At 62.2% G+C, this 23,991-nt stretch carries 27 protein-coding genes and 1 riboswitch; of the genes, 7 read left to right on the forward strand and 20 right to left on the reverse strand.

What is annotated here, in order from left to right:
- On the reverse strand, window positions 1-182 hold a 182-nt coding region (locus AU465_RS36050; RefSeq protein ID WP_210325405.1), incomplete at its 3' end, for a hypothetical protein.
- A gap of 147 nt (window positions 183-329) precedes the next feature.
- On the reverse strand, window positions 330-1,253 hold the full coding sequence (locus tag AU465_RS35280) for a LysR family transcriptional regulator (protein WP_192258004.1): 924 nt from the start codon (window positions 1,251-1,253) through the stop codon (window positions 330-332).
- A 272-nt stretch (window positions 1,254-1,525) separates the two neighbouring features.
- Between AU465_RS35280 and AU465_RS35285 the strand changes: the two genes are divergently transcribed.
- The 5 genes from AU465_RS35285 (at window position 1,526) to AU465_RS35305 (ending at window position 4,925) form a co-directional block, all read left to right on the forward strand.
- On the forward strand, window positions 1,526-2,260 hold the full coding sequence (locus AU465_RS35285) for an SDR family NAD(P)-dependent oxidoreductase (protein WP_192258006.1): 735 nt from the start codon (window positions 1,526-1,528) through the stop codon (window positions 2,258-2,260).
- Window positions 2,261-2,308: 48 nt separating this feature from the next.
- A complete protein-coding gene (locus AU465_RS35290; RefSeq protein ID WP_192258008.1) occupies window positions 2,309-3,061 on the forward strand; it encodes an SDR family NAD(P)-dependent oxidoreductase in 753 nt (250 codons plus the stop codon).
- Between the two features lie 32 nt (window positions 3,062-3,093).
- On the forward strand, window positions 3,094-3,696 hold the full coding sequence (locus tag AU465_RS35295; protein WP_192258010.1) for an NADPH-dependent F420 reductase: 603 nt from the start codon (window positions 3,094-3,096) through the stop codon (window positions 3,694-3,696).
- Window positions 3,697-3,778: 82 nt separating this feature from the next.
- Window positions 3,779-4,192 carry a nuclear transport factor 2 family protein gene (locus AU465_RS35300; RefSeq protein ID WP_192258012.1) on the forward strand — a complete coding sequence of 138 codons (414 nt, stop codon included), beginning with the start codon at window positions 3,779-3,781 and terminating at the stop codon, window positions 4,190-4,192.
- A 106-nt stretch (window positions 4,193-4,298) separates the two neighbouring features.
- The gene (locus AU465_RS35305; protein WP_192258015.1) at window positions 4,299-4,925 is read left to right on the forward strand and encodes a class I SAM-dependent methyltransferase; all 627 of its coding nucleotides are present in this window, start codon (window positions 4,299-4,301) and stop codon (window positions 4,923-4,925) included.
- A gap of 7 nt (window positions 4,926-4,932) precedes the next feature.
- On the opposite strand, the gene AU465_RS37000 is transcribed toward AU465_RS35305, so the two are convergent.
- The 5 genes from AU465_RS37000 to AU465_RS35320 form a co-directional block, all read right to left on the reverse strand.
- Complete coding sequence (locus AU465_RS37000; RefSeq protein WP_210327748.1) at window positions 4,933-5,241, reverse strand: hypothetical protein; 309 nt, start codon at window positions 5,239-5,241, stop codon at window positions 4,933-4,935.
- Window positions 5,242-5,304: 63 nt separating this feature from the next.
- On the reverse strand, window positions 5,305-5,670 hold the full coding sequence (locus AU465_RS37990; protein WP_376774941.1) for an alpha/beta fold hydrolase: 366 nt from the start codon (window positions 5,668-5,670) through the stop codon (window positions 5,305-5,307).
- The gene (locus AU465_RS37010) at window positions 5,625-5,888 is read right to left on the reverse strand and encodes an epoxide hydrolase N-terminal domain-containing protein (RefSeq protein WP_246506735.1); all 264 of its coding nucleotides are present in this window, start codon (window positions 5,886-5,888) and stop codon (window positions 5,625-5,627) included. The genes AU465_RS37990 and AU465_RS37010 overlap by 46 nt, the downstream gene beginning before the upstream one ends.
- Window positions 5,889-6,074: 186 nt before the next feature.
- On the reverse strand, window positions 6,075-6,458 hold the full coding sequence (locus tag AU465_RS35315) for a hypothetical protein (protein WP_192258017.1): 384 nt from the start codon (window positions 6,456-6,458) through the stop codon (window positions 6,075-6,077).
- 200 nt (window positions 6,459-6,658) lie between these two features.
- Window positions 6,659-6,904 carry a hypothetical protein gene (locus tag AU465_RS35320; RefSeq protein ID WP_192258019.1) on the reverse strand — a complete coding sequence of 82 codons (246 nt, stop codon included), beginning with the start codon at window positions 6,902-6,904 and terminating at the stop codon, window positions 6,659-6,661.
- A 138-nt stretch (window positions 6,905-7,042) separates the two neighbouring features.
- On the opposite strand from AU465_RS35320, the gene AU465_RS35325 reads away from it, so the two are divergent.
- Window positions 7,043-7,312, forward strand: coding sequence for a hypothetical protein (locus tag AU465_RS35325; protein WP_192258021.1), 270 nt, complete (start codon window positions 7,043-7,045; stop codon window positions 7,310-7,312).
- A gap of 52 nt (window positions 7,313-7,364) precedes the next feature.
- Here the strand turns inward: AU465_RS35325 and AU465_RS35330 are convergent, their stop codons facing one another.
- Genes AU465_RS35330 through AU465_RS35355 form a run of 6 tightly spaced genes read right to left on the reverse strand, consistent with a single transcriptional unit; the run spans window position 7,365 to window position 12,579 of the window.
- Window positions 7,365-7,982 (reverse strand): HupE/UreJ family protein, encoded by a 618-nt coding sequence (locus AU465_RS35330; RefSeq protein WP_192258023.1) that lies wholly within the window; start codon window positions 7,980-7,982, stop codon window positions 7,365-7,367.
- A gap of 47 nt (window positions 7,983-8,029) precedes the next feature.
- On the reverse strand, window positions 8,030-8,563 hold the full coding sequence (locus tag AU465_RS35335) for a hypothetical protein (protein ID WP_192258025.1): 534 nt from the start codon (window positions 8,561-8,563) through the stop codon (window positions 8,030-8,032).
- Window positions 8,564-8,565: 2 nt separating this feature from the next.
- A complete protein-coding gene (locus AU465_RS35340) occupies window positions 8,566-9,774 on the reverse strand; it encodes an agmatinase family protein (RefSeq protein ID WP_192258027.1) in 1,209 nt (402 codons plus the stop codon).
- A 12-nt stretch (window positions 9,775-9,786) separates the two neighbouring features.
- The gene (locus AU465_RS35345) at window positions 9,787-10,596 is read right to left on the reverse strand and encodes an ATP-binding cassette domain-containing protein (protein ID WP_192258029.1); all 810 of its coding nucleotides are present in this window, start codon (window positions 10,594-10,596) and stop codon (window positions 9,787-9,789) included.
- Window positions 10,593-11,477: an ABC transporter permease gene (locus AU465_RS35350; protein WP_246506733.1), complete on the reverse strand. Its 885-nt coding sequence runs from the start codon at window positions 11,475-11,477 to the stop codon at window positions 10,593-10,595. The genes AU465_RS35345 and AU465_RS35350 overlap by 4 nt, the downstream gene beginning before the upstream one ends.
- Before the next feature lie 37 nt (window positions 11,478-11,514).
- Window positions 11,515-12,579 (reverse strand): putative urea ABC transporter substrate-binding protein, encoded by a 1,065-nt coding sequence (locus AU465_RS35355; protein ID WP_192258031.1) that lies wholly within the window; start codon window positions 12,577-12,579, stop codon window positions 11,515-11,517.
- Between the two features lie 100 nt (window positions 12,580-12,679).
- A riboswitch (guanidine-I (ykkC/yxkD leader) is annotated at window positions 12,680-12,795 on the reverse strand.
- 341 nt (window positions 12,796-13,136) lie between these two features.
- Here AU465_RS35355 and metH point away from each other — a divergent pair.
- Window positions 13,137-16,943: a methionine synthase gene (metH, locus tag AU465_RS35360; protein ID WP_192258033.1), complete on the forward strand. Its 3,807-nt coding sequence runs from the start codon at window positions 13,137-13,139 to the stop codon at window positions 16,941-16,943.
- 250 nt (window positions 16,944-17,193) lie between these two features.
- Here the strand turns inward: metH and AU465_RS35365 are convergent, their stop codons facing one another.
- The 7 genes from AU465_RS35365 to AU465_RS35395 all read right to left on the reverse strand — a co-directional run bounded on the left by AU465_RS35365 (window position 17,194) and on the right by AU465_RS35395 (window position 23,933).
- Complete coding sequence (locus tag AU465_RS35365; RefSeq protein WP_192258035.1) at window positions 17,194-17,865, reverse strand: RraA family protein; 672 nt, start codon at window positions 17,863-17,865, stop codon at window positions 17,194-17,196.
- A 13-nt stretch (window positions 17,866-17,878) separates the two neighbouring features.
- Window positions 17,879-18,889 (reverse strand): C-terminal binding protein, encoded by a 1,011-nt coding sequence (locus AU465_RS35370; RefSeq protein WP_192258038.1) that lies wholly within the window; start codon window positions 18,887-18,889, stop codon window positions 17,879-17,881.
- A 19-nt stretch (window positions 18,890-18,908) separates the two neighbouring features.
- The gene (locus AU465_RS35375) at window positions 18,909-19,403 is read right to left on the reverse strand and encodes a lactoylglutathione lyase family protein (RefSeq protein ID WP_192258040.1); all 495 of its coding nucleotides are present in this window, start codon (window positions 19,401-19,403) and stop codon (window positions 18,909-18,911) included.
- Entirely contained in the window at window positions 19,400-20,398 is a 999-nt protein-coding gene (locus AU465_RS35380; protein WP_192258042.1) for an ABC transporter permease, read from the reverse strand. The genes AU465_RS35375 and AU465_RS35380 overlap by 4 nt, the downstream gene beginning before the upstream one ends.
- Entirely contained in the window at window positions 20,395-21,897 is a 1,503-nt protein-coding gene (locus tag AU465_RS35385; protein WP_192258044.1) for a sugar ABC transporter ATP-binding protein, read from the reverse strand. The genes AU465_RS35380 and AU465_RS35385 overlap by 4 nt, the downstream gene beginning before the upstream one ends.
- 83 nt (window positions 21,898-21,980) lie before the next feature.
- Window positions 21,981-23,030, reverse strand: a complete 1,050-nt coding sequence (locus AU465_RS35390) for a sugar ABC transporter substrate-binding protein (RefSeq protein ID WP_192258046.1) — start codon at window positions 23,028-23,030, stop codon at window positions 21,981-21,983.
- A gap of 30 nt (window positions 23,031-23,060) precedes the next feature.
- On the reverse strand, window positions 23,061-23,933 hold the full coding sequence (locus AU465_RS35395; protein WP_192258048.1) for an SMP-30/gluconolactonase/LRE family protein: 873 nt from the start codon (window positions 23,931-23,933) through the stop codon (window positions 23,061-23,063).
- Between the last annotated feature and the right edge of the window lie 58 nt (window positions 23,934-23,991).

Genomic DNA, 23,991 nt, shown 5'->3' on the forward strand with positions numbered 1-23,991 from the left:
TGACTTTCCTGCCAGCCGCTGTGCAACGATTCGAACGGGCGATGCGCGACTATGGCGCCGGTCGTCAGGCACGTGAAGCCCGTCGGTATAACCGCAAGAAGCTCTTCGACCTGGCCCAGAAGCCGGATGCTCGACCAGCCACCAGCGCCCCATGCGGACGTCCGCGACAGACGCTGGCACACCCCAAAACACAAATCCCCATAGCTCACCGCGCACGGACCGCGGGTTCCTGCATGAGAGGCTTTCGTACGCCTGCCGGCACCCGAAACCCTTCAGCACATTCGGTCATTCGTGCCAAAGGTTCGTTGCTCCTAAAAGCCGCCATTCGGTCATCTGGCCGGCGACGGCTGCACCGTCGCCTCGCGCGATACGGACAGTCCCGTGAGAAGCGGCGCGTAGGCGGCGAGCCTCCGGGATACGAACTCGGTGAAGAGCCGCACGCGCTTTGTCTTGCGTGTTTCCCCCTGTGTGAGAAGCCAAACCGTTCCGTACATGTGCAGGTCGGTGCCCGGCACCCTCACCAGTAGGGGGTCGGCATCGCCAATGAAGCACGGCAGTGTCGTCATCCCGAGCCCTTGCCGTACTGCAACGATCTGCGCCTCGCCGTCCGTGGTCCTGAACGGGACTCCCGTGGTGCGAACCTCACCCTCGCTGGCCCATTCCGGAATTCCATGAATGCTTATGACGATCCACCGGATGGGATCAGGCGCGCCCGCACGCCACGCGGCTAGTCGATCGCAGGACATGTAGACGCCGCCGAACAGCTCCGGTCCCTTCAGGCCGTGAAGATTGAGGGGCAGGGTTTTGCGGTCGTAGACGACGCGGATCGCGACGTCGGCCTCTCGGTTGGTCAGATTTGCCAGCTCGCCGGACGACAAGATTTCCATCTCGATGTCCGGATGCAGACGCGCGAAATCGGCGAAGTCCGGCATGAGCAGGTGTGTCGCGAGGGGTGGTGCCAGCGTCACCCGCAGAAGCCCGCGCACGCTCTGGTCGCGCCCCAAGACGCGCGTTTCCAGCTGGTGCGACGACGCTTCCATCCGCTCCGCGAGCTCGAGGACCTCCTCGCCCGCAGCCGTCAGGCGGTAGCCCGAAGGCAGCTTTTCGAACATGTGCGCCCCGAGGCGGTCCTCGAGCTGGGCGATGCGTCGCAGCACGGTCGAGTGGTTCACACCGAGGCTCTTGGCGGCGGCCCGCACCGAGCCTCCGCGTGCGACGGCAAGAAAGTAGCGAACGTCATCCCAGTCGATCATGGTGCAATCCCGCACCGCGCGGTGCGCCTTCCAAAGCCCTTACTTATCGTACAACAGTACAGGGCGGCCCTCATAACACTTGTCGACGAGCGGGGCCCAATTCCGAACGGCGGAACCTTATCGTCGCGGCTGCCGTTAACAGCCGTACCGGATCGATTTCGCACCACCCATGTGCGCGCTTCCTCACTCAACGCCTGACCTCGGCAGACCCATCTTCAAGGTCTCGGGGCTTTCCCGAATGACCAAGGCGGAAGCCTGGAAGGATGCACGTCATGACCAGATTGAATGGAAAGACCGCCGTCATCACCGGCGGCGCCACCGGCATCGGCCGCGCCGCAGCAAAGCGATTCGTCGAGGAGGGCGCCTTCGTCTTCATCTTCGGCCGCCGACAGGAAGCGCTCGACGCCGCCGTGGCGGACCTCGGGGCCAATGCCCGCGCGGTGAAAGGCTCGGTCTCGAATGAGGCCGACCTCGACCGGCTTTACGCGGCTGTGAAGGCCGAGCGCGGAAGCCTCGATATCGTCTTCGCCAATGCCGGGGCCGGAGGCCCGCTTCCGCTCGGCCAGATCACCGCCGAGCACATTGACGAAACCTTCGACACCAATGTGAAGGGCACGATCTTCACGGTCCAGAAGGCGTTGCCGTTGATGGGCCCGGGCGGTTCGATCATCCTGACCGGATCGAGCGCTGGCACCACGGGCGCCCCGGGATTCACTGCCTACAGCGCGAGCAAGGCGGCAGTGCGCAATCTCGCGCGGACCTGGGCGGAGGACCTGAAGGGCACCGGCATCCGGGTAAATGTGTTGTCGCCCGGGGCGACGGCAACTGAACTCGCGAAGGAAGCGCTGGGCGAGGAGGGCCAGAAGGCCTACGGCGCGATGACTCCGCTCCAGCGCATGGCCGATCCCGCGGAAATTGGGGCGGTGGCTGCCTTTCTCGCGTCGTCGGACAGCAGCTTCATGACCGCCAGCGAGGTCGCCGTCGACGGCGGCCTGGCGCAACTTTGACCCCAGCGCGGTCCGTGCCTGGCCCGCGCGCAAAGAAAGACAAAGATTATGAAAAAACTCGAAGGTAAGATCGCCGTCATCACGGGCGGAAGCAGCGGGATCGGATTGGCCACAGCAAAGCGCTTCGTAGAAGAAGGAGCGCACGTCGTGATTACCGGGCGAAGAGAGAAAGAGTTGAAGGATGCCGCAGCCTTCATCATGAGAAACGTTACGGCGGTCGTGGGTGACGTGTCGCTCTTGGAAGATCTGGATCGCCTCTATGCCGTCGTGGAGGAGAAACATGGTCACATCGACATTCTCTTCGCGAACGCGGGCGCGGGGACAATCGCACCGCTCGCGGTCGCCACTGAGGCACATTTTGATCAGACCTTCGATGTGAACGTGAAGGGTCTGTTCTTTACGGTGCAGAAGGCCCTTCCCCTGTTCAAAGACGGCGGTTCGATCATCCTGAACTCTTCAGTGTCGAACGTGTTGGGGCTTCCAGGGTTTAGTACCTACGCCGCGAGTAAGGCGGCTGTACGCAACTTCGCGCGCGCTTGGACACTGGAGCTCAAAGACCGCAAAATCCGCGTCAATGCAATGAGTCCCGGAGCAATCGAGACGCCGGCCTTGGAGACAACGACTGGCCTTACCCCTGAGCAAGCCGAGCAAGCGGCCGCCCAGTTTGCGTCACAGATCCCAATGGGTCGCAGGGGCAAACCAGAGGAAATCGCCGCTGCCGTCACGTTCCTCGCCTCCGATGAAAGTTCTTTCATCACTGGCGTGGATCTCGCCGTCGACGGAGGCATGGCGCAGGTCTGACCCCGGCGTTAAAACAAGATCGGAAAAGCATTATGAGCTATTCAATTATAGGATTCGGCAATATCGGCCAGGCATTGGCCAAGGCGTTTGCCCGCAACGGCATCGAAGTATCCGTTGCAACCACGCGCGACCCGGAACGCTTTGCATCCGCTGCGGCCGCGGTCGGTCCCACGATCATCCCCAAAAAATTGGCGGACGCCCTCAAGGCGGACATCATCTTTTTGGCGGTCCGTTTCGAGTCGCACCGAGAGGTCGCGAAGGTGCTGCCCAGTTGGCACGGGAAGACCATCGTCGATGTGACCAACGCCTACGGCGTGTCCCCTGAGGAACTGGGAGGACAACCCTCTTCCAAGGCCGTCGCGCAGGCCTTCACTGGCGCTAGACTGGTTAAGGGCTTCAACCATTTGGTCGCTGCCGTCCTTGCCCAAGATCCGGCCGTGCATGGTGGCAGGAGGGTCGTGTTCCTGGCGAGCGACGATGACGACGCCGCAGCGGAGATTGGTGCGCTCGCGGAAAAGCTCGGTTTCTCGCCGATCAAACTTGGCGGGCTGTCGGAAGGTGGGCTGCTGGTCCAGGCGCGCGGAAATAGCTGGGGTCATCTGATCTTCAAGGACTTGGTCAAGTTCGACGGATGAACACGGACGTGCCTACCGGCAGGGCCACGACGCACGGATCGGATCGAGCGCGATGCGATCCGTGCGAAATGGAGAAATTCCCATGAGTATCGAGAAGAACATCCAGACCGTGAAGGACTTCTTCGCCGCGATCGGCCGCGTCGACAGGGAGGCTCTGCTGGCGCTGGTCGCCGAAGACATCGAGTGGATCATCCCCGGCAAAGACTGGCCACTGGCCGGAACGCGCCACGGACACGCCGGGCTGGCGGATTTGCTTGAGACGGCATCCAAGTCGATAGAAACGTCCACGGAACCCCGGGAGTTCGTGGCGCAAGGAGACCGGGTCCTCGTCGTCGGCTTCGCTAGGGGAAAGATCAAAGCCACGAACAAGACGTTCGAGGACGACTGGATCTTCGCCATCACGGTCCGGGACGGCAGACTGACCAACATCCGGGAATACGTCGACACACAAGCACTGGCGCACGCCGCGCAGATGGGCGCGGCCGGGCCTGCATAGCGCCGGCCATCTTCGGCCATCAGGTCGGGTAGACGGTAGATCAGCCGAAAATCGCCCCATTGTACGCCGCCCGCTCGTCGAATGCCCACCCGTAAAGGAGATTCCGATGTATGACCAATCCAAGCTATCCGAGTTGATCCGGTTCGCACGTGTAGATGCGGGCTCCATCGTGATCGACGTTTACCCAGGCGACGGCGACCGCCTCTTCTCCGACATCGTCGGACCAGAGGGACGGGTCTACAGCTTCGTGCCGGCCGAAGTCGCCCACTTCAAGAACGATCCGGTTGGCCGCATCCAGACGCTCTCGAAGGAGCTGGGCCGAGAGAACGTCGAAGCCGTCTCAGCGGACCTCGTGGCGATGCCGCAGGCCACGCAGCCAGCGGATGTCCTGTGGCTGCACCTGTTTTACCACGATCTCCACACCGCGCTGATCCAGAAGAAGGGCGCGACGGCGGCCGACTTCAATCGAGCCGTCCACGAGCGGCTGAAGCCCGGTGGATCCTACGTCATCGTAGACCACGCCGCCGCCGCTGGGTCGGGCACGAGCGACACCCAGTCGCTGCATCGGATCGACCCTGCCTCCGTCCGCGAGGAGGTGGAGGCAGCCGGCTTCGTACTGGACGCAGAAAGCACCATCCTCGCGAACAAGGATGATGCGCACTCGATCAAGGTGTTCGATCCCTCGATCAAAGGCGAGACCGATCGCTTCGCCTACCGATTTTTGAAGATCTGACACTGAGCTACTCGCCAACGATGAGGTCGGCTCTCGTACGGGAGGCGGCTTTGACAGGTGCGGCGACCGACGTCTTCGTCCGCTGTCCTTCGCGCCCGACGAGAGGGCAACGCCACCGCTTGGAGTAGCACTTTTCCCGCATGAGTTGCCAATGCCTCCAGCGGTTCTCCTTGTACAGACTTAGCGACGCGGTCAGGCTGTCGCTGAACCAGTAGATCGAGATGTCGGTAAGCAGCGAATCCATCGAGATGATGCTCTCGATGTCGCCCTTGCAATCGCTCCATGAACGAACCTTCTCGGCGATCCAGGCTGCCAATCCCAGCGGAGAATCGGTCAGCGCGAAGGACAGAGTCTGGGGCTTGGTCGCTTGCAGCGTAGCTTAAGCTCCTTCCAGTGCCGACCAGGAAGCTCCCTTGTCGAGGGACGCATGCTCCTCTGCCGTCGTGGGGGGCAACTCCACCCCCAAGGGTGGTCGGTAGCTCCCTGGAATATAATTCACGTGAATGCCGCAAACCTTATCCGGAAACAGTTTTGCCAGCCACATCGAAACCCCGGCGCCAATGTCACCACCTTGCGCGGCGAACCGATTGTAGCCGAGTTCCGCCATCAAGCTACGCCACATGATCGCGATTTCTTGGGAGTTTATGCCCGGCCGGGATGGCGCGTCCGAGAAGCCGTATCCAGGCAGGGAGGGGACCATCACGTGGAAAGCGTCGTTGGGGTCGCCGCCATATGCGCCGGGGATCCGCCAGCAAGGGGATGATCCGCTCCATTTCGATGAAAGATCCTGGCCAGCCCGTGCGTGAGGGTGAGCGGCAAGGGTGACGGACCATTGCCGGACTGGTGGACGAAATGGATGTTCGACCCGTTCACGGTCGCCATATGCTGGGAAAGGCGATTAAGCCGCGCTTCTTGCGCGCGCCGGTCGAAGCGGTGCAGCCAGTGATCTAAGAGGCGTCTCATGAAGGACAGGCTGCCACCTAACCTCCCGCAGCCGCATGTGTAGGTCCTCAATGGTCTTATCCGGAATATTAATCGCAAATTGACGAACGGTCATGCTCGTTACCCTGCTTTCGTGACGTGCCTATCCGAATCGAGAGCTGAAGAATGAAGGCTGTACCTGCAGGCCCGCCCCCCCGTGGGCGCTTGTCAGCGCGCCTTCAGTTGACGGGCCGCGGCGTCGGCGGTGTCCTGGGGTTGCGTATTGAAGGCGATCACCGCGTATGGCGCCGCTTTGTGAATGATATTCACTACCGTTTCGAACAGTGGCAGGCTCTTGGGCGGAAGCCTGAGGCCGCCACCGATCACCACGCAGTCGTAGGAAGCCTCGCCGAGCGCTTTTTCGAGCATGGCGTATCCGGCGGCATCGGGCGTGATCATGCACGTGTCGCATTGCCAGCCACGTTCCTCGATCTTGGCAACCCCGACGGCGATGCCGGCGTTGATCTTCTGGGCATCGAAGCCGGGCGGCAGAGACGGATCTGAAAAGTCGACGGTTTCGGGTTTCTGTCCGACGAACAGGATGTGAGTCATGGCGTTTCTCCATTCAGGTCGCGATTCAACAACGGCAGAGTGCGGTCAGTTGGCGCTGGCGTTCTCCCGTGCAAGCAACAGTCGCGGCGTATCCGTTAGGGGGCAATGCGGGCATCGGCCAAGCCAGTTCTATTCCGATGGACGACCGTTGTCTCCCGCATGGAGGGCTTTGCGCAGGGAGCGCAGTTCTGTTCGTTAGGCTAATGAGGCGTTTTTTGAAGGCCAGCGGAACGGTTTTCGGCGGCTTTATGGGGCATTTGCCGGGTCAGGCGGCCGATCCGCTGGATTACGGACACAAAGAGGTCGTAGCGCTCCACCAAGAAGATCGCCAAACCTAGTAGGCTATGACGGCTATTATGATCATAGGGCCTTCCATTAAGTGGCGTTGCTTGGTTGTCAAATATATAATCGCCTTTCTTCTTGGGAAACGTCTTGTCGACCTTCACTTGGCCCCTCACCAAGCAACGAAGTTAAGTCCCTATAGATTTCTGCGGACGAGCAAGCCGCCCAGCCGAGCTTGAAAATAGGCGGCGGGCTTCACAATGGCGATAGGAACGAACTACCCTTCCGACAATTTCTGATGGATGGCATTTTACTACTTCGATGTGGATGACAATGGCGTCGTGTATCATGTGGCGCTCTTTCTGGCGTTTGGGTTGGGGGTGCGCAACCCGTCCAGCCAAGGAAAATCTATCGAAAATGCTCAAGCCAAGCGAGCCTCTGTACGCATGCGATACCGCGGCCGGCACGAAGCCGGTCGCGGGTTTGATCTCGAGCGAATGCGATCAGAGCCGTTCAGCCCGGATCTTCAGGATCTGATACAGCATGTTTCGAATGCGCTGCCAAACTGTTAGCCGCTTGATCATGCCTTCGTCTCCTGATCTTCGCCGATGCGCCGGCTGCCACTCAGATGATCTGCGCCGCAAGTGCCACGCCGACCAACGACGTGCCGACCCCTGCCGTGCGGATGGCTCCGGGCCAGCGCCGAAGCGTCATGGCCGCCAACGCACCGGTCGTGTGAAGAGCCGATGTAGCGACCACGAAGCCAACCGCGTAGGCGATGCCGCTCGCTGTCTCGGGAATTTCGAGGCCGTGGGCATTGCCGTGGAAGAGCCCGAAGAGGACAGTCAGCGACGCGGCGATGGCAAGAGGCAATGGTCTGGCGAGCGCCATCATGGCGCCTAACACCACCAGCGACACAGCGATGCCGGACTCAAGCGACGGTAGACCGATTCCGGCGATGCCGAGCAGGGCGCCAGCGATCATCGCGAGGACAAAGCACGACGGCACCACGAAGATGCCTCTGCCGCCGGTCCGGGCGGCGATGGTGCCGACAGCCATCATTGCAAGCAGGTGGTCGATGCCGGCCAGCGGGTGTTGCAGGCCGCTCACGAAGCCGTGGACATTGAAGCCGCCGCTGTGGGCGTAGGCCAATGACGGCATGAGGACCGCGGCGGCGGTCAGGGCAAGCCTGGAGAAGGCTGCCGGGGCGGGCCTGCTGAGAATCGAAAGCGTTGTTTTCATCGTTCTGGACCTGCTTGAAAGGGGTATGATCGGTTCGAAGCCAGGGCTCATTGTCCGGACCCCGGTATCGCGAACTGCACGGCCCCGGACCTGTCGGCCAAAAGTCGCGCCTCGCCGAAGTCGAGCGGCCTTTGCTCGGTCCCGTCATGGTAGACGAAAGCGAGGCGCCGCCTGTGCGACGTCAGTTTCGCGGGCAGCGGGTGATAGGTCACGCCGCCGCCGCCGATCAGCGGCATGACGGCGCCGACATCGACCATGTCCTGCGTCTCGACACGCAGCAAATGCAGCCGCAAGCCGTCGGAGGTTTCGCCGACGAACGGAATTCCGGCCAGCCGCAGGAAACTGGAGGTGTCGGGCGCCCGAGCAAAGCCTTCGAGGAAGGCGATTTCGACGAGATCGAGATCCGTCGCCCGCGGGTCGGCAGGTTCGTGTGCATGGTCGTGCGGCAAATGCGGCGTCTGCCATTGCAGCGGCTTGCCTGCCGGTCCGTTGTGACCGACAGGGTGCGGATGATGGTGGTGACCATTCGGCCCGTGATGGTCGGCGTGGTCATGGCCATGGTGATGATGATCATCGTGCATGGTCAAAAGCTCGTCGGCTTGTCGATGATGGATTTGTGCTTGCCGAGCGTGCCGTGGGCGACCATCGAGCCGAGGGCCTCGACGACAACCCGCACGCCGAACAGCGCGGTGATGTCCGATGTGTCGTAAGGCGGCGACACTTCGACCACTTCCAGCCCGCAAATGCCGGGCGCCGTGACCAGCCCGAGCAGCTTCAGCGCCTCGCGCGGCAGGAAACCGCCGGGCTCCGGCCAGCCGGTGCCGGGCACGAACCCGCAGTCGACGCTGTCAACATCGAAGGAGACGTAGACGGCGTCGGCATCCTTCCACGCGAGCTCGAGCGCGATCTCCGCCGTCTTCTCCAGCCCCATCTGTTCGATGTCGGAAATCGTCAGCACGTTGGTGCCGCGCTTCCTCGCCTCGGCAACGCCGTAACGGGGCACCTGCCAGCCGCCGATGCCGAGCTGCACCAGATTGGTGGCCGAGACGTTCGGCAGGTTGGTCGCCCAGTACCAGGGCGTGGTGTGCATGCGTTCGTCGAGATCCTTTTCCTGGATATCGATGTGGCGGTCGAAATGGATGATGCCGATGCGCTTCGAGGTCACGTCGGCAATGCCGCGCACGCAGGGGAATCCGATCGAATGGTCGCCGCCCAGCATGATCGGCAGCGCGCCCGAGGAAGCGACGTGGCTGACGCCCTTGGTGATCTGGTCGAAGCTCTTTTCGAGATTGGCCGGGATGGTGAAAACGTCGCCGGCGTCGCACAACGTCATCTGCTCGCGCAGGTCGACACCGAGCTCGTAATTGTAAGGCGTGTAGAGCGCCGAAATGCGGCGGATGCCTTGCGGCCCGAAACGGGTTCCGGGACGGTAGGTGGTGCCGCTGTCGAAAGGAATGCCCATGACGGCCGCGTCATACCTGCCGACATCACGGACGTTCTCGACATAGGGCGCCTTGAGAAAGGTGTTGATGCCGGCGAAATGCGGCAGCTCGCCGCGTGCGAATGTGGGGATCGACCTGTCGATGATCGAATCCGATCCCGGCAGGCCCATGTCCAGCGCCCATTTCTGTTCCTTGCGCCAGCCGTCCTCGGGCAGCTTTCCCTCCGCTTCGATCGACTTCCAGCCCTGCATGTCACGGATCTCGAAGTTCGGATGGTGGAAGCGCTGGCGTGGTTGGCGGTCGAATAGGCCGGCGCGGCGATGCCGGCGTTCTGGACTGTCTCTGTGCATGAAAAACCTCCGTTACGACGCCGTCGTCGCGATTGCGCTATCCGGTCGGGTCGTCCCGACCATCGCGGCCACTTTGGCCACGTCTCTTTGGGAAGTCCGGTCTTTGCGGTCGAGCTTCAGATCGTAAGTGATCGTCGCGCCATAGGCGGACGGGAACTGCGGGTCGTGGCGCACCTTGTCGAAGACAAGCACGCGGGTGCCGAGCTTGAAGGCCTCGCCGATATCGTGGGTGACCATGACGACGGTCATGCCATGCTTGGTCCAGAGCTCGGTCAGCAGCTCATGCATCTCGACACGAATGCCGGGATCGAGCGCGCCGAACGGCTCGTCGAGAAGCAGGATCTGCGGCCGGCCGAGCAAGGTCTGCGCGATCGCCAGCCGCTGCTGCATGCCGCCCGAGAGCGAAGCCGGATAGAGGTCGCGCGCATGGGCGAGGCCGACGCGTTCCAGCATGGTTTCGGCCTCTTGCCTGGCGCCTTTGCGCCTGGCGCCGAAGACGCGGCCAAACGGCCCGCCCGAACGGAAGTCCTCGACCAGCAGCAGGTTCTGGAGGGCTGTCAGATGCGGAAACACCGAATAGCGCTGGAAGACGATGCCGCGCTGCGGCGTCGGCTCGGGCACGATCGGTCGGTCGCCGACGACAACCAAACCGCCGCTCTGCTGTTCCTGGCCGAGCAGGATGCGTAGAAAGGTTGATTTTCCGCAGCCGCTGGCGCCGACCAGCGACAGGAATTCGCCGGACTCGGCGTGGACATTGACGCGCTCCAACACGCGGGCATCGCCGTAACTCTTCTCCAACCCATGGACGACGATGCGGCTCATTTGTTCTGTACCTGATGAGCCCAGGGGGAGATGACGTGCGAAAGCCGCACCAGCAGCCAATCGGTGGACACGGCAAGCAGCGTGATCCAGGCGACGTAAGGTAGGATGACGTCCATCGACAAATAGCGGCGAACGAGAAAGATGCGGTAGCCCAGCCCCTCGGTCGAGGCGATGGCTTCTGCCGCGATCAGGAACAGCCACGCCGGTCCGAGTGCCAGCCGCACGCAGGTGATGAGGCGCGGCATGACCTGTGGCAGCACCAGTCGCAAAACCATGGTCCAGCTGTCTCCCCCGAGCGTCTGCGCCTTGGCGATGAGTTCGGGCGGCAATTCCATCACCCGGTTGGCGATGTCGCGCACCATGACCGGTGCGACACCGACGGCGATCAAGGTGATCTTGGCCGTTTCGCCGAGACCGAGCGCGATAAACAGGATCGGCAGCAGCGCCAATGGCGGGATGACGCAGACGACGGTAACAAAGGGCAGGAGAAAAGCCCTGACGCGCGGGATGAAGCCGATGGCGACGCCGAGGCAAAGTGCTGCGAGCGTCGCTACGCCGACGCCCGCAAACAGCCTGATCAGACTGGCAAAAGTGTCGGCCCATAGAATCAGGTCGCCGGAACGCTTGTCCGGCACCGTCGCCAGATCGAAAAAGGCCGACCACATCTGTGCCGGGGAGGGCAGCAGCTTGTCGCTGGGATTGACCGCCAGTCTGTGCGCCGAAGCGAAGAGATAGGCCATCGCCACGGCGGCAAAGGGTAGGGCCCCCAGCAGCAAGCCTCCGCCTCGCGAGACCGTCGCGTTGATCAGGCGAAGTCGCACCCTTGGCCTGCGCGGAGGCGGGCGCGCGACTGCAGCCCCCGCCTCGGGCACAGCATTCATGGCGCCGGTTCCTCTGGCCAGCATGTCACGCCGTGCCCTACAGCGTTCCAGCGGCTGCCTCAGCCATATAGGCCGGATCGAAACGCAGTTTGACGTTCTTGGCATCGCCCAGGGTTGAGCCGTCGGGAAAACTCATGCCGATCACGTCGACGCTCGGCGCTTTGGTGCCCAGGATGCCGTGGCTGAACAGGAAATTGCGCACCAGGTCCATGGTCTTCGGCAGTTCGGCGCCGTTGGTGAATGCGACCGCCTTGGCCGGCTCGAAGAACATCGCGGTCGATGCAAGCTGCGCATCGAACCCGGCAAGATCCGTACCCGATGCCTTGGCCATCTCTTCCTTGGCCGCCTTGCCTTCGGGCGAGCCCGAGGTCATCAGCGCCATCGCTTCGTACCAGGCGCCGACAAGCGCCTTGCCCAAGGCCGGATTGTCCTTCAGCATCGCGGTGTTGACGACCATCATGTCAATGATCTCGCCGGGGATCTGGGTCGAATCGAACACCTTGTGGGCGCCCGGCATGGCGGCGATTTCCGAGACCAGCGGATTCCAGGTGACGACCGAGGTGACGTCGCTGGTGCCGTAGGCGGCGACCATGTCGGCATCGGACGTGTTGACCACAGTGATGTCCTTCTCGGCCAGCCCGACCGTGTCCAGCGCGCGCGCCAGCAGGTAGTGCGAGACCGAGAGCTCGACGAGATTGACCTTCTGACCGGCGATGTCCTTGAGCGCAGCCTTGTCCTTGAGGATGACGGCGTCGTTGCCGTTGGAGAAGTCGCCGACGATCAGCGCGGTCGTATCGACGCCGCCGCCGGCCGGGATCGACAGCGCGTCCATATTGGTCATCGCGCAGCCGTCAAAGCCGCCGGCCGTGTACTGGTTGATGCTTTCGACATAATCGTTGATGCGGGTGATCTCGACATTGATGCCGTATTTGTCGGCCCATTTTTTCATGATGCCGCTGTCGGAGAGATAGCCCCACGGCATCCAGCCGACATAGATCGACCAGCATATCTTGAAGTCTTTCTTTGGCTTCGCTTGCGCGGCTGAGATGAAGGGAAGGCTGAATGACGCGGCTAAGATGATTGCGGCCACTTTGCGAAGCATTGCGCACCCCTGTTTGCGTTCCAGATTGCGTCCGGACGTCTGTTGGGGGTTCACGGAGCGCGCATCCGGGAGAGGTTCGCGCCAGCAAACCCGTGCAGGGTTCTCCCGGGATTTTGGCCCGCCGTGTTCCGCCGGATGCCTCAATGCATCCCTGGCGGTCGCGTCTCTTGGACCAGCGCCGTGATCGACACGGCCGGAACCCTAGACGCTCTGCACATCAGCAACGAAGCAAGGGGCGTGCCAGTCCAGCGATACCGCTCTGAGGCGGTTTTCTCCCGGATTTGAAGGCAATCGCGTCATGCTGATGCCGCAAAAATCATCGCAACGCTGACGGATTAGGCAGTATTTGGCGGCGACCATTCGCAGAACAATGGCGGAAAATATATGCACACCGGATCGGCAAGGTGATCAAAGCCTAGCACTTTGCTCATTTGCCCAGATTCGGTCGCGCTACGCTTGGCATGGGCCACCATATCAATGGCTACGGTGAGCGCATCATATTTTGACATAAAGATATGTTTATGTCACAGATGTGATCTTGGAAGGCGAGGCTCACTGTGGTGCATTCTGAATCACCCTTGAATTCCCTTTTCGGGCCCATTGTCGCCAAGGCAGATGGATCGGAGATCCGTTCTGCCTTGGAATCGGCCGCGCGCGAACGAATCCTCATTCTCGACGGCGCCATGGGCACGCAGATCCAGGGGCTTGGCTTCAACGAGGAACAGTTCCGCGGCGACAAGTTCGTCGGCTGCGCCTGCCACCAGCAGGGCAACAACGACCTGCTGATCCTGACGCAGCCGAAAGCGATCGAGGAAATCCACTATCAGTATGCGATTGCTGGCGCGGACATCATCGAGACCAACACCTTCTCCTCCACGTCGATCGCCCAGGCTGACTACGCCATGGAAGACGCGGTCTATGACCTGAACCGGGATGGCGCCCGTCTGGTGCGGCGAGCCTGCATCCGCGCCCAACAGGAGGACGGCAAGCGCCGCTTCGTTGCCGGCGCGCTGGGACCGACCAACCGAACCGCCTCGATGTCGCCGGACGTCAACAACCCCGGTTGTCGCGCCGTCAGCTTCGATGATCTGCGCATCGCCTATGGCGAGCAATTGCGCGGCCTGATCGACGGCGGCGCCGACATCATCCTGATCGAGACGATCTTCGACACGCTGAACGCCAAAGCGGCGATCTTCGCCTGCAACGAGATCTTCCTCGACAAGGGCGTGCATCTTCCAGTCATGATCTCAGGCACGATCACCGACCTGTCGGGCCGCACGCTGTCGGGCCAGACACCGACGGCCTTCTGGCATTCGATCCGCCACGCCAGTCCGTTCACGGTCGGGCTCAACTGCGCGCTCGGCGCCAACGCCATGCGCGCACATCTCGCCGAGATTTCCGGCGTCGCCGACACCTTCGTCTGCGCCTATCCCAATGCCGGCCTGCCCAACGAATTCGGTCGCTACGACGAGAGCCCGGAGTTCATGGCGGCGCAAATCGAAGGGTTTGCGCGCGAAGGGTTGGTCAACGTCGTCGGTGGCTGCTGTGGCTCGACGCCGGACCACATCCGCGCCATCGCCGAGGCGGTGAAGAAATATCCGCCGCGCACCATCCCCGACATCGAGCGCAAGATGCGCCTGTCCGGGCTGGAGCCATTTACGCTGACCGACGAGATCCCCTTCGTCAATGTCGGCGAGCGCACCAATGTCACGGGATCGGCCAGGTTCCGCAAGCTGATCACCGCCGGCGACTACGCCGCCGCCCTCGACATTGCGCGCGATCAGGTCGCCAACGGCGCGCAGATCATCGACATCAATATGGACGAAGGCCTGATCGACTCGAAGAAGGCGATGGTCGAGTATCTCAACCTGATCGCCGCAGAGCCGGACATCGCACGCGTGCCGGTCATGATCGACAGCTCGAAATGGGAGATCATCGAGGCCGGCCTGAAATGCGTGCAGGGCAAGCCACTGGTCAATTCCATCTCGATGAAGGAAGGGGAGGAGCCTTTTCTCCACCATGCTAAACTCGTCCACGCATATGGCGCGGCAGTCGTCGTCATGGCATTCGACGAGGAAGGCCAAGCGGACACGCAGGCGCGCAAGGTCGCGATCTGTGCCCGCGCCTACGAGCTCCTGACCGAGCAGGCCGGCTTCCCGCCGGAAGACATCGTCTTCGACCCCAACATCTTCGCCATCGCCACCGGCATCGATGAGCACAACAATTACGGCCTCGACTTCATCGAGGCGACGCGGGAAATCATCCGGACCTTGCCGCACGTCCACATTTCGGGCGGCGTGTCGAACCTGTCCTTCTCGTTCCGCGGCAACGAGCCGGTGCGCGAGGCCATGCATGCCGTGTTCCTCTACCACGCCATCCAGGCCGGCATGGACATGGGCATCGTCAATGCCGGACAACTCGCCGTTTATGAATCCATTGATCCGGAACTGCGCGAAGCCTGCGAGGACGTTGTCAACAATCGTCAGCCGGCCGGCGGCAGCGCCACCGAGCGGATGCTGGAACTGGCCGAGCGCTTCAAGGGAACCGCCGGCAAGGAGGCCAAGGAGCGCGATCTCAAATGGCGCGAATGGCCGGTGGAGCAGCGCATTTCGCATGCACTGGTCAACGGCATCACTGAGTTCATCGACGCCGACACCAACGAGGCACGGCTTGCCGCCGAGCGGCCGCTGCATGTCATCGAGGGCCCGCTGATGGCCGGCATGAACGTCGTCGGCGACCTGTTCGGCGCCGGAAAGATGTTCCTGCCGCAGGTGGTCAAATCCGCGCGCGTGATGAAACAGGCGGTTGCCGGGCTGCTGCCGCACATGGAAGCCGAGAAACTGGCCAACGCCGCCAACGGCATCGACACCGGCGAACGCAAGACGGCCGGAAAGATCCTGATGGCAACGGTGAAGGGCGACGTCCACGACATCGGCAAGAACATTGTCGGCGTCGTTCTCGCCTGCAACAATTACGAGATCATCGATCTCGGCGTCATGGTGCCGGCGGCAAAGATCCTGCAGACGGCGCGCGAGCAAAACGTCGATATCATCGGCCTGTCCGGCCTGATCACCCCGTCGCTGGATGAGATGGCGCATGTCGCCTCGGAGATGGAGCGCGAAGGCTTCGACATTCCGCTGCTGATCGGCGGGGCGACGACCAGCCGCGTGCACACGGCGGTCAAGATCCATCCGCGCTATGAGCGCGGTCAGGCATTCTATGTCACCGACGCCAGCCGCGCCGTCGGCGTTGTCTCGTCATTGCTGTCCAACGACACCAAGGGCGGCTTTGTCGACACGGTACGCGCCGAATACAGGAAGGTGGCCGACGCGCATGCGCGCAGCGAAGCCGACAAACTGCGCTTGACGCTCGCCAGGGCACGGGCAAACGCCCACAAGATCGACTGGTCCGGCTATGTGCCGCAACAACCCTCCTTCCTCGGGCTGAAGATCTTCGAGACGTGGGACCTCGCCGAACTCGCCGGCTACATCGACTGGACGCCGTTCTTCCAGACCTGGGAGATGAAGGGCCGCTATCCGAAGATTCTCGACGATGAGGCGCAGGGGCCGGCGGCGCGGCAATTGTTTGAAGACGCGCAGGCGATGCTGAAGAAGATCATCGCGGAGAGATGGTTCGCGCCGAAAGGCGTGATCGGCTTCTGGCCGGCCAACGCCGTCGGCGACGACATCAGGCTATTCACAGACGACACGCGTTCGGAGGAGCTGGCGACCTTCTTCACGCTGCGCCAGCAACTGACCAAGCGCGACGGCAAGGCCAATTTGGCCCTGTCGGATTTCGTCGCGCCGCTCGAAAGCGGCAAGGCCGATTATCTCGGCGGCTTCATCGTCACCGCCGGCATCGAGGAAGTGGCGATCGCCGAGCGCTTCGAGCGGGCCAATGACGACTATTCCTCGATCATGGTCAAGGCGCTCGCCGACCGCTTCGCCGAAGCCTTCGCCGAAAGGCTGCACGAGTGCGTGCGCAAAAAGTTGTGGGGCTACGCGCCGGACGAGAGCCTGACGCCCGAGGATCTGATCGGCGAACCCTATCGCGGCATCAGGCCAGCGCCTGGCTATCCGGCGCAGCCCGACCATACCGAGAAGGCGACGCTGTTCAGACTGCTGGACGCGGAAAAGGCGGCAGGCGTCGCTTTGACCGAGAGCTACGCCATGTGGCCGGGCTCGTCAGTCTCGGGGCTCTATCTGTCCCATCCCGAGAGCTATTATTTCGGGGTGGCCAAGGTCGAGCGCGATCAGGTGGAGGACTATGCACGACGCAAAGACATGCCAATTGCGGAGGTCGAGCGCTGGCTTGGGCCGATCCTGAATTACATACCAATGCCGTCCTCGGAAGCCGCTGAATAGATTGTCGGCGAACCTGCTTCCAAGTTGATTTCGCTGATGGCGCGATCAGTATGCGCTTGGGGTGCATTCATTGTGATGGCTCGTGACAATCCCGAATGATCACGAGTAAATTTCCATGATGATTGATGATACCGCTGGTGATCGATTTACGTGCAGATATCGATGATCTCTCGCCGTAATAAGCACGGGCGAACAGCGTCACCAGAGGACAAGCATATAGGGCCGGCCGGGCGCGAAAAGGTCCTCGGTCTCAAAGACGACCGAACTCGTTAAGCAGCTCTTCGAGCGTTTTCCCTTGGACGACCCGTTCGCGGGTCTTCTGTTCGCGCGCTGCCTGTTCGCGCGCGAGCTCCACGACCGTTTCGGCGCTGGCTATCGGCACAACAGTTACGCCGATTGTGTCGGCGACCACGAAATCGCCGGGACTGACACGGACCCCGCCGCATTGAATTGGCACGTTGACCGAGAGCTCATCCTTTCGGCCTGAATACATTGTGTGCGTGCCTCGCGCCGTGATGGCGCGGGTCCAGATCGGCCAGCCGATCGCCTCAAGCTCGTCGATGTCGCGGCCGGAGCCATCGATGATCATGCCGCGAATGCCACGGTTTCTGGCGAGCCCGCCCATCAACCCGCCGCACACCGAAGTCTGCCGGTCGCCGCCCGCGTCGACGACGATGATGTCACCGTCTCTGCCCATCTCGATTGCCCTGAGCGGGTCAACGAGGTCTCCCGGAGAGAGCTGGACCGTGAGAGCATGGCCGACGATTTTCGCCTGAAACGGCGGCTTGATCTCCGAATCCATCACGCCCTGACGGTATTGCGCGTCGGCAAAGACACATGAGGCGCTATAGCATTTGGCGACCTCATCGAACTTCGCAAGCAGCACCGGCTGCCGCTCGAAATCGTTGAAAACCTTGAGCATCGCATGACCTCCCTTACCTCCGAGCCGGCGTTCGCGTCAGCTCTACTGCGTTAACCGGGTTGAACGGCATGCCGCCGGTCAGCACGCGCGCGACTTCAGACGCGGCGGTTTCGCGGGCAACCCGGATCGACTCTTCGGAATAGTACGCCGTGTGGGGCGTCACGATGACGTTGGCAAGCGAGAACAGGGGATTGCCGCTTGGGTTCCAGTTGGCGAGCTTGGCCGGCTCCTCTTCAGGATCATCCAGGCCGGCGCCGGCGATGCGGCCTTCGATCAGCGCCCGATAAAGCGCGCGGTTGTTAATGGTTGGACCGCGGCCGGTATTGACGATAATTGCCCCCTTCTTCATCTGGCGGAATTCCGCCGCGCCCAGGAAATGCCGGGTCTCGGGGGTTATCGGCACCTGCATCATCAGATAGTCGGAGTTTTGGAGAATCTCTGCCTTGCCGACGCGGCGCGCGCCTTTCGCCTCGGCGACGCCCTTCTCGATGTAAGGATCGTATACCAGGATATCGACGCCGAAGCCTTTGGCGCGCTCGGCAATCGCCTGGCCGATCTTGCCGAAGGAGACAATGCCCATCGTACGTCCCTTCAACCGATGGATCGGTTGCCCGGTCTGCCAACGCCAGATCCCTTCATGGGTCGCGGCGTTGTATTGGAAAAGCTTGCGGGCGAGCGCGAGCCACAGCCCGATCGCATGGTCGGCAACCTCGTCGGTGCAATAGTCGCGGACATTGGTGACAAGAATGCCCTTGGCGGTCGCCGCGTCGACATCGACGATGTCGACACCGATGCCGTAGCGGGCGATCACCCGGCAGCGTTGCATGCGTTCGATGGTCTTCGCGCCGATGCGGGCATACTGGTTCATCATCGCGTCGCAGTCGATCGCCTCGGCAGCCAGTTCCTCCTCCGACTTGGCCTGGAGCCCTACGACGCGCGCCCCGACTGCCTCCAGCACGGCCCGTTCGATATCCAGATTGCCGTAGTCGTAGTCAGTGATGACGACCTTGGGGTGTTCCGCCATGCCGCGTCTCTCCTGCGCTTCAGACGTAGGCGCCGGCCGAATAAGTGAGCTCATAGGAGTGACTGTAGAGCTCGATGATATTGCCGAAGGGATCCTCGCAATAGACCATGCGGTAAGGCTTTTCGCCCGGATAGTAGTAGCGGACCTGGCTCATCCGCCGGCGGCCGCCGAGGGCCTCGATGCGCTTGACGCGCTCTTCGAGATGCTGGTCCTGCAGGCAGATGTGGAAGATGCCCGGACGCCAATATTCGAAGGGCCGCTCCTCCGGACGGGTTTTGGGGAACTCGAAGAGCTCGATGCCGATGCCGTCGCCGGTCGAGAGGTGGGCGATCCGGAAACTTCCCCAGCCGGCTCCGAAGACGTCGTCGCACATCTGGCCGATGGCGCTGTCGTCTTGGGAGACCTTGGTCGGCCCCATGATCACATAACAGTCGAAGGCCATCGAATAGAATTCAACGGCTCTTTCGAGGTCAGGGACCGTAATGCCGATGTGGGAGAAGGTTATGGCAGTCATTGATCTACCTTTCCTTTTTGTCCTGGCGAGGTGAGCGCGCCGACGATGAAGGCGAGTGCGCGGCCGATCTCGGCGCGCCACATGTCTACACCGACCGCGGTCACGATGATCGCGCCGATGATGACGTTCTGGGCTGAAGCCGGCACGGCGTTGAGGTTGAGCGCGTTCTGGACGATGACGATGGTGAGTGCGCCGATCACAGTGCTCACGATCTCGCCCCGACCGCCGGCGAGACTTGCGCCGCCGATCACTGCGGCGGCGATCGCCGAGAGCTCCATCCCAACGCCATAATTGGGCGAGCCGGAATTGAGCCGTGCGGCCATAAGCACGGCGCCGACCCCCGCCATCGCGCCGGCAATGACGAAGGCAAGGAAGCGCGTCCGGGCGACATTGAGCCCGGAGAGCGCCGCCGCTTGCGGGTTACCGCCAACCGCGTAGTTCGTGCGGCCGAAGGCGGTGTAGCGCATGACGAAGAAGGCGAATGCGTAGAGACTGACGACGTAGAAGAGCGGTAGTGGCACTCCGAGAAGCGAGCCGTAGAAGATCGGCTCGAGCATCGGGTGCACGGAGAATACCGGCGAGCCGTTGTTGAGCATGAAGGCGGTGCCGCGGAACGCCGAGAGCGCCGCGAGCGTGGTGATGAACGACGGGATACGAAGGTAGGCGGTGAGGACGCCGTTCACGGCGCCAAGGAGCACGCCGATTAGAAGCACGAGCAAAATCGCCAACGGGAGCGGCACGCCCCCGAATTTGATCGCCATGGCGAAAACCATAGTCATCAATGCGATGGCCGAACCGGGGGAAAGGTCAATGCCGCCGGTGATGATCACGATGGTCGAGCCGATCGCAACGATCGCAACGATGCTCACCTGCAGAATGAGGTTGGACAGATTGCCGACATCGAGAAAGCGGTTGGTGGTGAGCGCGACGAAGACAGCCACCAGGAGAAGGGCAGCAAGCGGACCGACGATCTGGTTGCTCACCAACCGCTTCATGCGGCAAGTTCCTCTTGGTCAGCGGAGGCCTTGACCAGGTCGGCCTTGTCGAGGCTCCTGGCATCGCGGATTGCGACTATCCTTCCGCGGCTTACAATGCCGATCCGGTCGCTCATCGCGAGCAGCTCGTCATAGTCGGAGCTGATCAGGATGACGCCCTTGCCGGCGGCTGTAAGCTCGTTGATAAGCTGATAGACGGCGATCTTGGCCCCGACATCGATACCCTGGGTCGGCTCGTCGAGAACGAAAAGCTCAGCCTGCGCGAACAGCCACCGGGCAATCACGATCTTCTGCTGGTTGCCGCCGGAAAGCTCGCCGACCAGCGCCGTCCCGGCAGTCGGCGTGATTCTGAGGCTCCGAATCAGGCCTTGGGCAAGGCGTCGTTCGCGGGCGTGGTCGAGCATGGCTCTGTGCGTGAACCGGCCGAGCCCGGCGATCGAGATGTTCTCGAGCCCGCTGAAATTGAAGAAGAGCCCGTCGGATTTTCGATTCTCCGGCACGAGCGCGATCCCGGCGGCGATCGCGTCGCGCGAGGACAGAAGCTTGAGCGATTTGCCGCGGAGCCGGATTTCGCCTTGCCGAAGCACATCGACCCCGAACAGGGCGCGGGCGATTTCGGTGCGGCCGGAGCCGAGCACGCCGCCAAGGCCGAAGACCTCGCCGCGGCCAACCGTAAAGCTAGCGCCGGCGACGCGGTTGCTCGTGTGGATGGAGCGCACGTCGAGGAGGGCGTCACCCGTGGCATTCGCCGCCTTGGGAAAGTGTTCGTCGACGCGGCCGACCATCTTACGGACAATGGCCCTGATCTCGACCGGCGTTTCCGCTGCGTTGGATACCACGCGCCCATCCTTGAGGATCGTTGCTTCGTCGACGAGTTCAACGACCTCGTCTAGGCGATGCGAGATGTAGAGGATGATCCTGCCATCGTCCCTGAGGCGCAGGAGAAGGCGATGGAGCTCGGCGATCTCGTCGGGGCCGAGGGCGGTGGTCGGCTCGTCGAGAATGATCATCGAGGCGTTGGCCGCGATCGCCTTGGCGATCTCCACGAGTTGCTGGCCGGCGGTTGAGAGTTCGCCCACGATCGCGTCCGGGTCGATCGCGACGTGGATGCGGCCAAGCACGCGCCGGGCTCCTTCGCGCATTGCCGGCCAGTCTATGCGCCATCGGTTTCGCGGAAGCCGGCCGAGATAGATGTTCTCCGCGACCGATAGCGTTTGGACGAGCGAGAACTCCTGAAAGACCGTGGCGATCCCTGCGCGCCGCGCGGCGATCGGGTCGGAAAGCACGACCGGCCGGCCCGCACACAGGATCTCGCCCGAATCGGGCTGATGCACCCCGCACAGCACCTTGACAAGTGTGGACTTACCGCAGCCATTCTCGCCGAGCAGGCCGTGAATCCGCCCGGCAACGAGGCTGAGCGACACGGAATCGTTCGCCACAACGCCGGGGAAACGCTTGGTCACGTTCCTCAGCTCCCAGACGGGAACGCTCTCTTCCATGGCTCTCCACGCGATCCTTGCTTCGCCCGACCGGGTTGTCCGGCCGAGCGAGGGAGGTGCTGCTTAAGGAACATGAGTTCGTCTCAATACTGCATCGACGGCTTCGGATAGAGCTTGTCGGGCGCCTGCAGAACCGGCAGTACATTGGCCTTGTCGACAATCGTTGTCGGTGTTTCGACAAAGCCTCCTGCGAAATTGCCGTCGAGCACGTCGATCGCGACCTGCAACGCAATCTGGCCCATGACGAATGGTGTCGTATTGACAGTCGCGGTGACCGTGCCTTTGCTGATCTCCTCGAGAGCGGCGGTGTCGCCATCATTGCCAAGCAGGATCAAATCGTTTCGACCGAGCGACTTAGCGGCGAGTTGGGCACCCATGATCATGTAGTCGTTCGCGGCAAAGATGACGTTAACATCCGGATGACCCTGGAGCAGGTCCATGCCGGCGGTGTTGCCGCCCTCAACATTCCAGCCGCCGGGAATGCTCGCAACAATATCCACATTCGGCTTGCCCTTGACGGCGTCGAGGAAGCCGCCGACGCGCTCTGTCGAATGATAGCCGGGCTGGCCTTCGATGACCGCGGCTTTGACCGATTTATCACCGAGCCTCTCAAGGAGGTATTCGCCGATCTTATGCGTGCCTTTGCGTTGCGAATAGCCGACCACAGCATGGACCGGGGTCGGAAAGTTGGCGATGTCGGAGTTGACGATGACGACGGAGATGCCTTTGTCGACGGCTTGCTTGACGAGCGGAGCGGCGGCCGCCTCGTCATGGGTCGACAGGACGATGGCGTCGACGCCCTGGGTGATCACGTCCTGGATCATGCCCATCTGGCCGTTGATGTCGGCGCCGCTTTGCGGGGCGAGCATGAAGGTCTCAACATTGCCCTTCTCGGCCGCTGCGGCTTTGAGGCCCTCACCGATGGCGATGTAGTAGTTGAACTCGGTCGCCGGCGGCATGTAGGCGATGCGGAACTTGTCCTTGCCGGCGCCCTTGGTGATCGGCGCCTGTGCGCCCGGTTGAAGCGGTTGTGGTGCGGCGTAGTCGATGGCGAGGGCAATACCGGTCGCCGTGAGTACTACGACCGCGCTTGTCGCTGCTATCGCGATCAACGATCGAAAGCTGAAGCTCATGTCTTTCCTCCCTTGGACGCTTGACGGGTTCTATCCGGCGAACGGCGCGTCCACGAGGCCGCGCACGCCGGGTTTGAAAGCGAAGAGAGAGCCGGCCGTCGGCTCGGCGGCGATCTGCTCCCGCGTCGCCTCCAGTCGCGATGTGGTGATGTAGAGAGTCTCGAGTTCAGGCCCGCCGAAAGCGCAGCAGGTCGGCTTCAACACCGGCACCTCGACCACCCGGTCGATGCTCCCGTCGGGTAGGATGCGGACGACTCGCCGGCCTTCCCATTCGGCATTCCACACGGCGCCTTCAGCGTCGACGCACGAGCCGTCCGGAATGCCCGGCTCTCCCTTGAAATCGTTGAGGACTTGTCGGTTGCCTGGAACCCCGGTGCCCGGATCGTAGTCGTAGACCCAGATGGTTCCGACGGAGGTGTCGGCGAAATACATGCGGCGCCCGTCGGGCGAGAAACAGGTCGAGTTGGCGCAGCCAACGCCGGTAATGATCGTCGTTACCGATTCGTCGGGATCGATCCGCAACACGGTCGATTTTTCCGGTCCGGAACCCTCGTTCATTCCGCCAGCGATGAATCGGCCCTGGCGATCCGTGCGGCCGTCATTGAGGCGCGTCGCCAGTTTGTCGGGCTCGAAGCGATGGATCGTCGCGAGTTCGCCGGTGCCGGGGTCGAAGAACGCCACCTCCTTTGCGAGGGCGAGAATGAAACCGCCTTTATCGCGGGGCGCGAAGCAGCAGACGCGGTCCGCCATGGCGATTGAACCCGAAGTACCTGATGAGGGTTCGAGCCACCACAGACGCTTCCCGTGGATGTCCGTCCACCAGACCCGGCGGTCATGGTGGTTCCACAGAATTCCCTCGCCGTGCAGGTTACGGCAGTCGAGCGCGAGCTCGGCTCTGTCCATGTCTCCTCCCCGGAGCACGTACCTTGGCTTCGTAACGGGCCGTCAGCGAAGCCGCTTC

Origin of the sequence: Mesorhizobium silamurunense (assembly GCF_014843905.1) — a bacterium.
GTDB classification, from domain to species: Bacteria; Pseudomonadota; Alphaproteobacteria; order Rhizobiales; family Rhizobiaceae; genus Mesorhizobium; species Mesorhizobium silamurunense.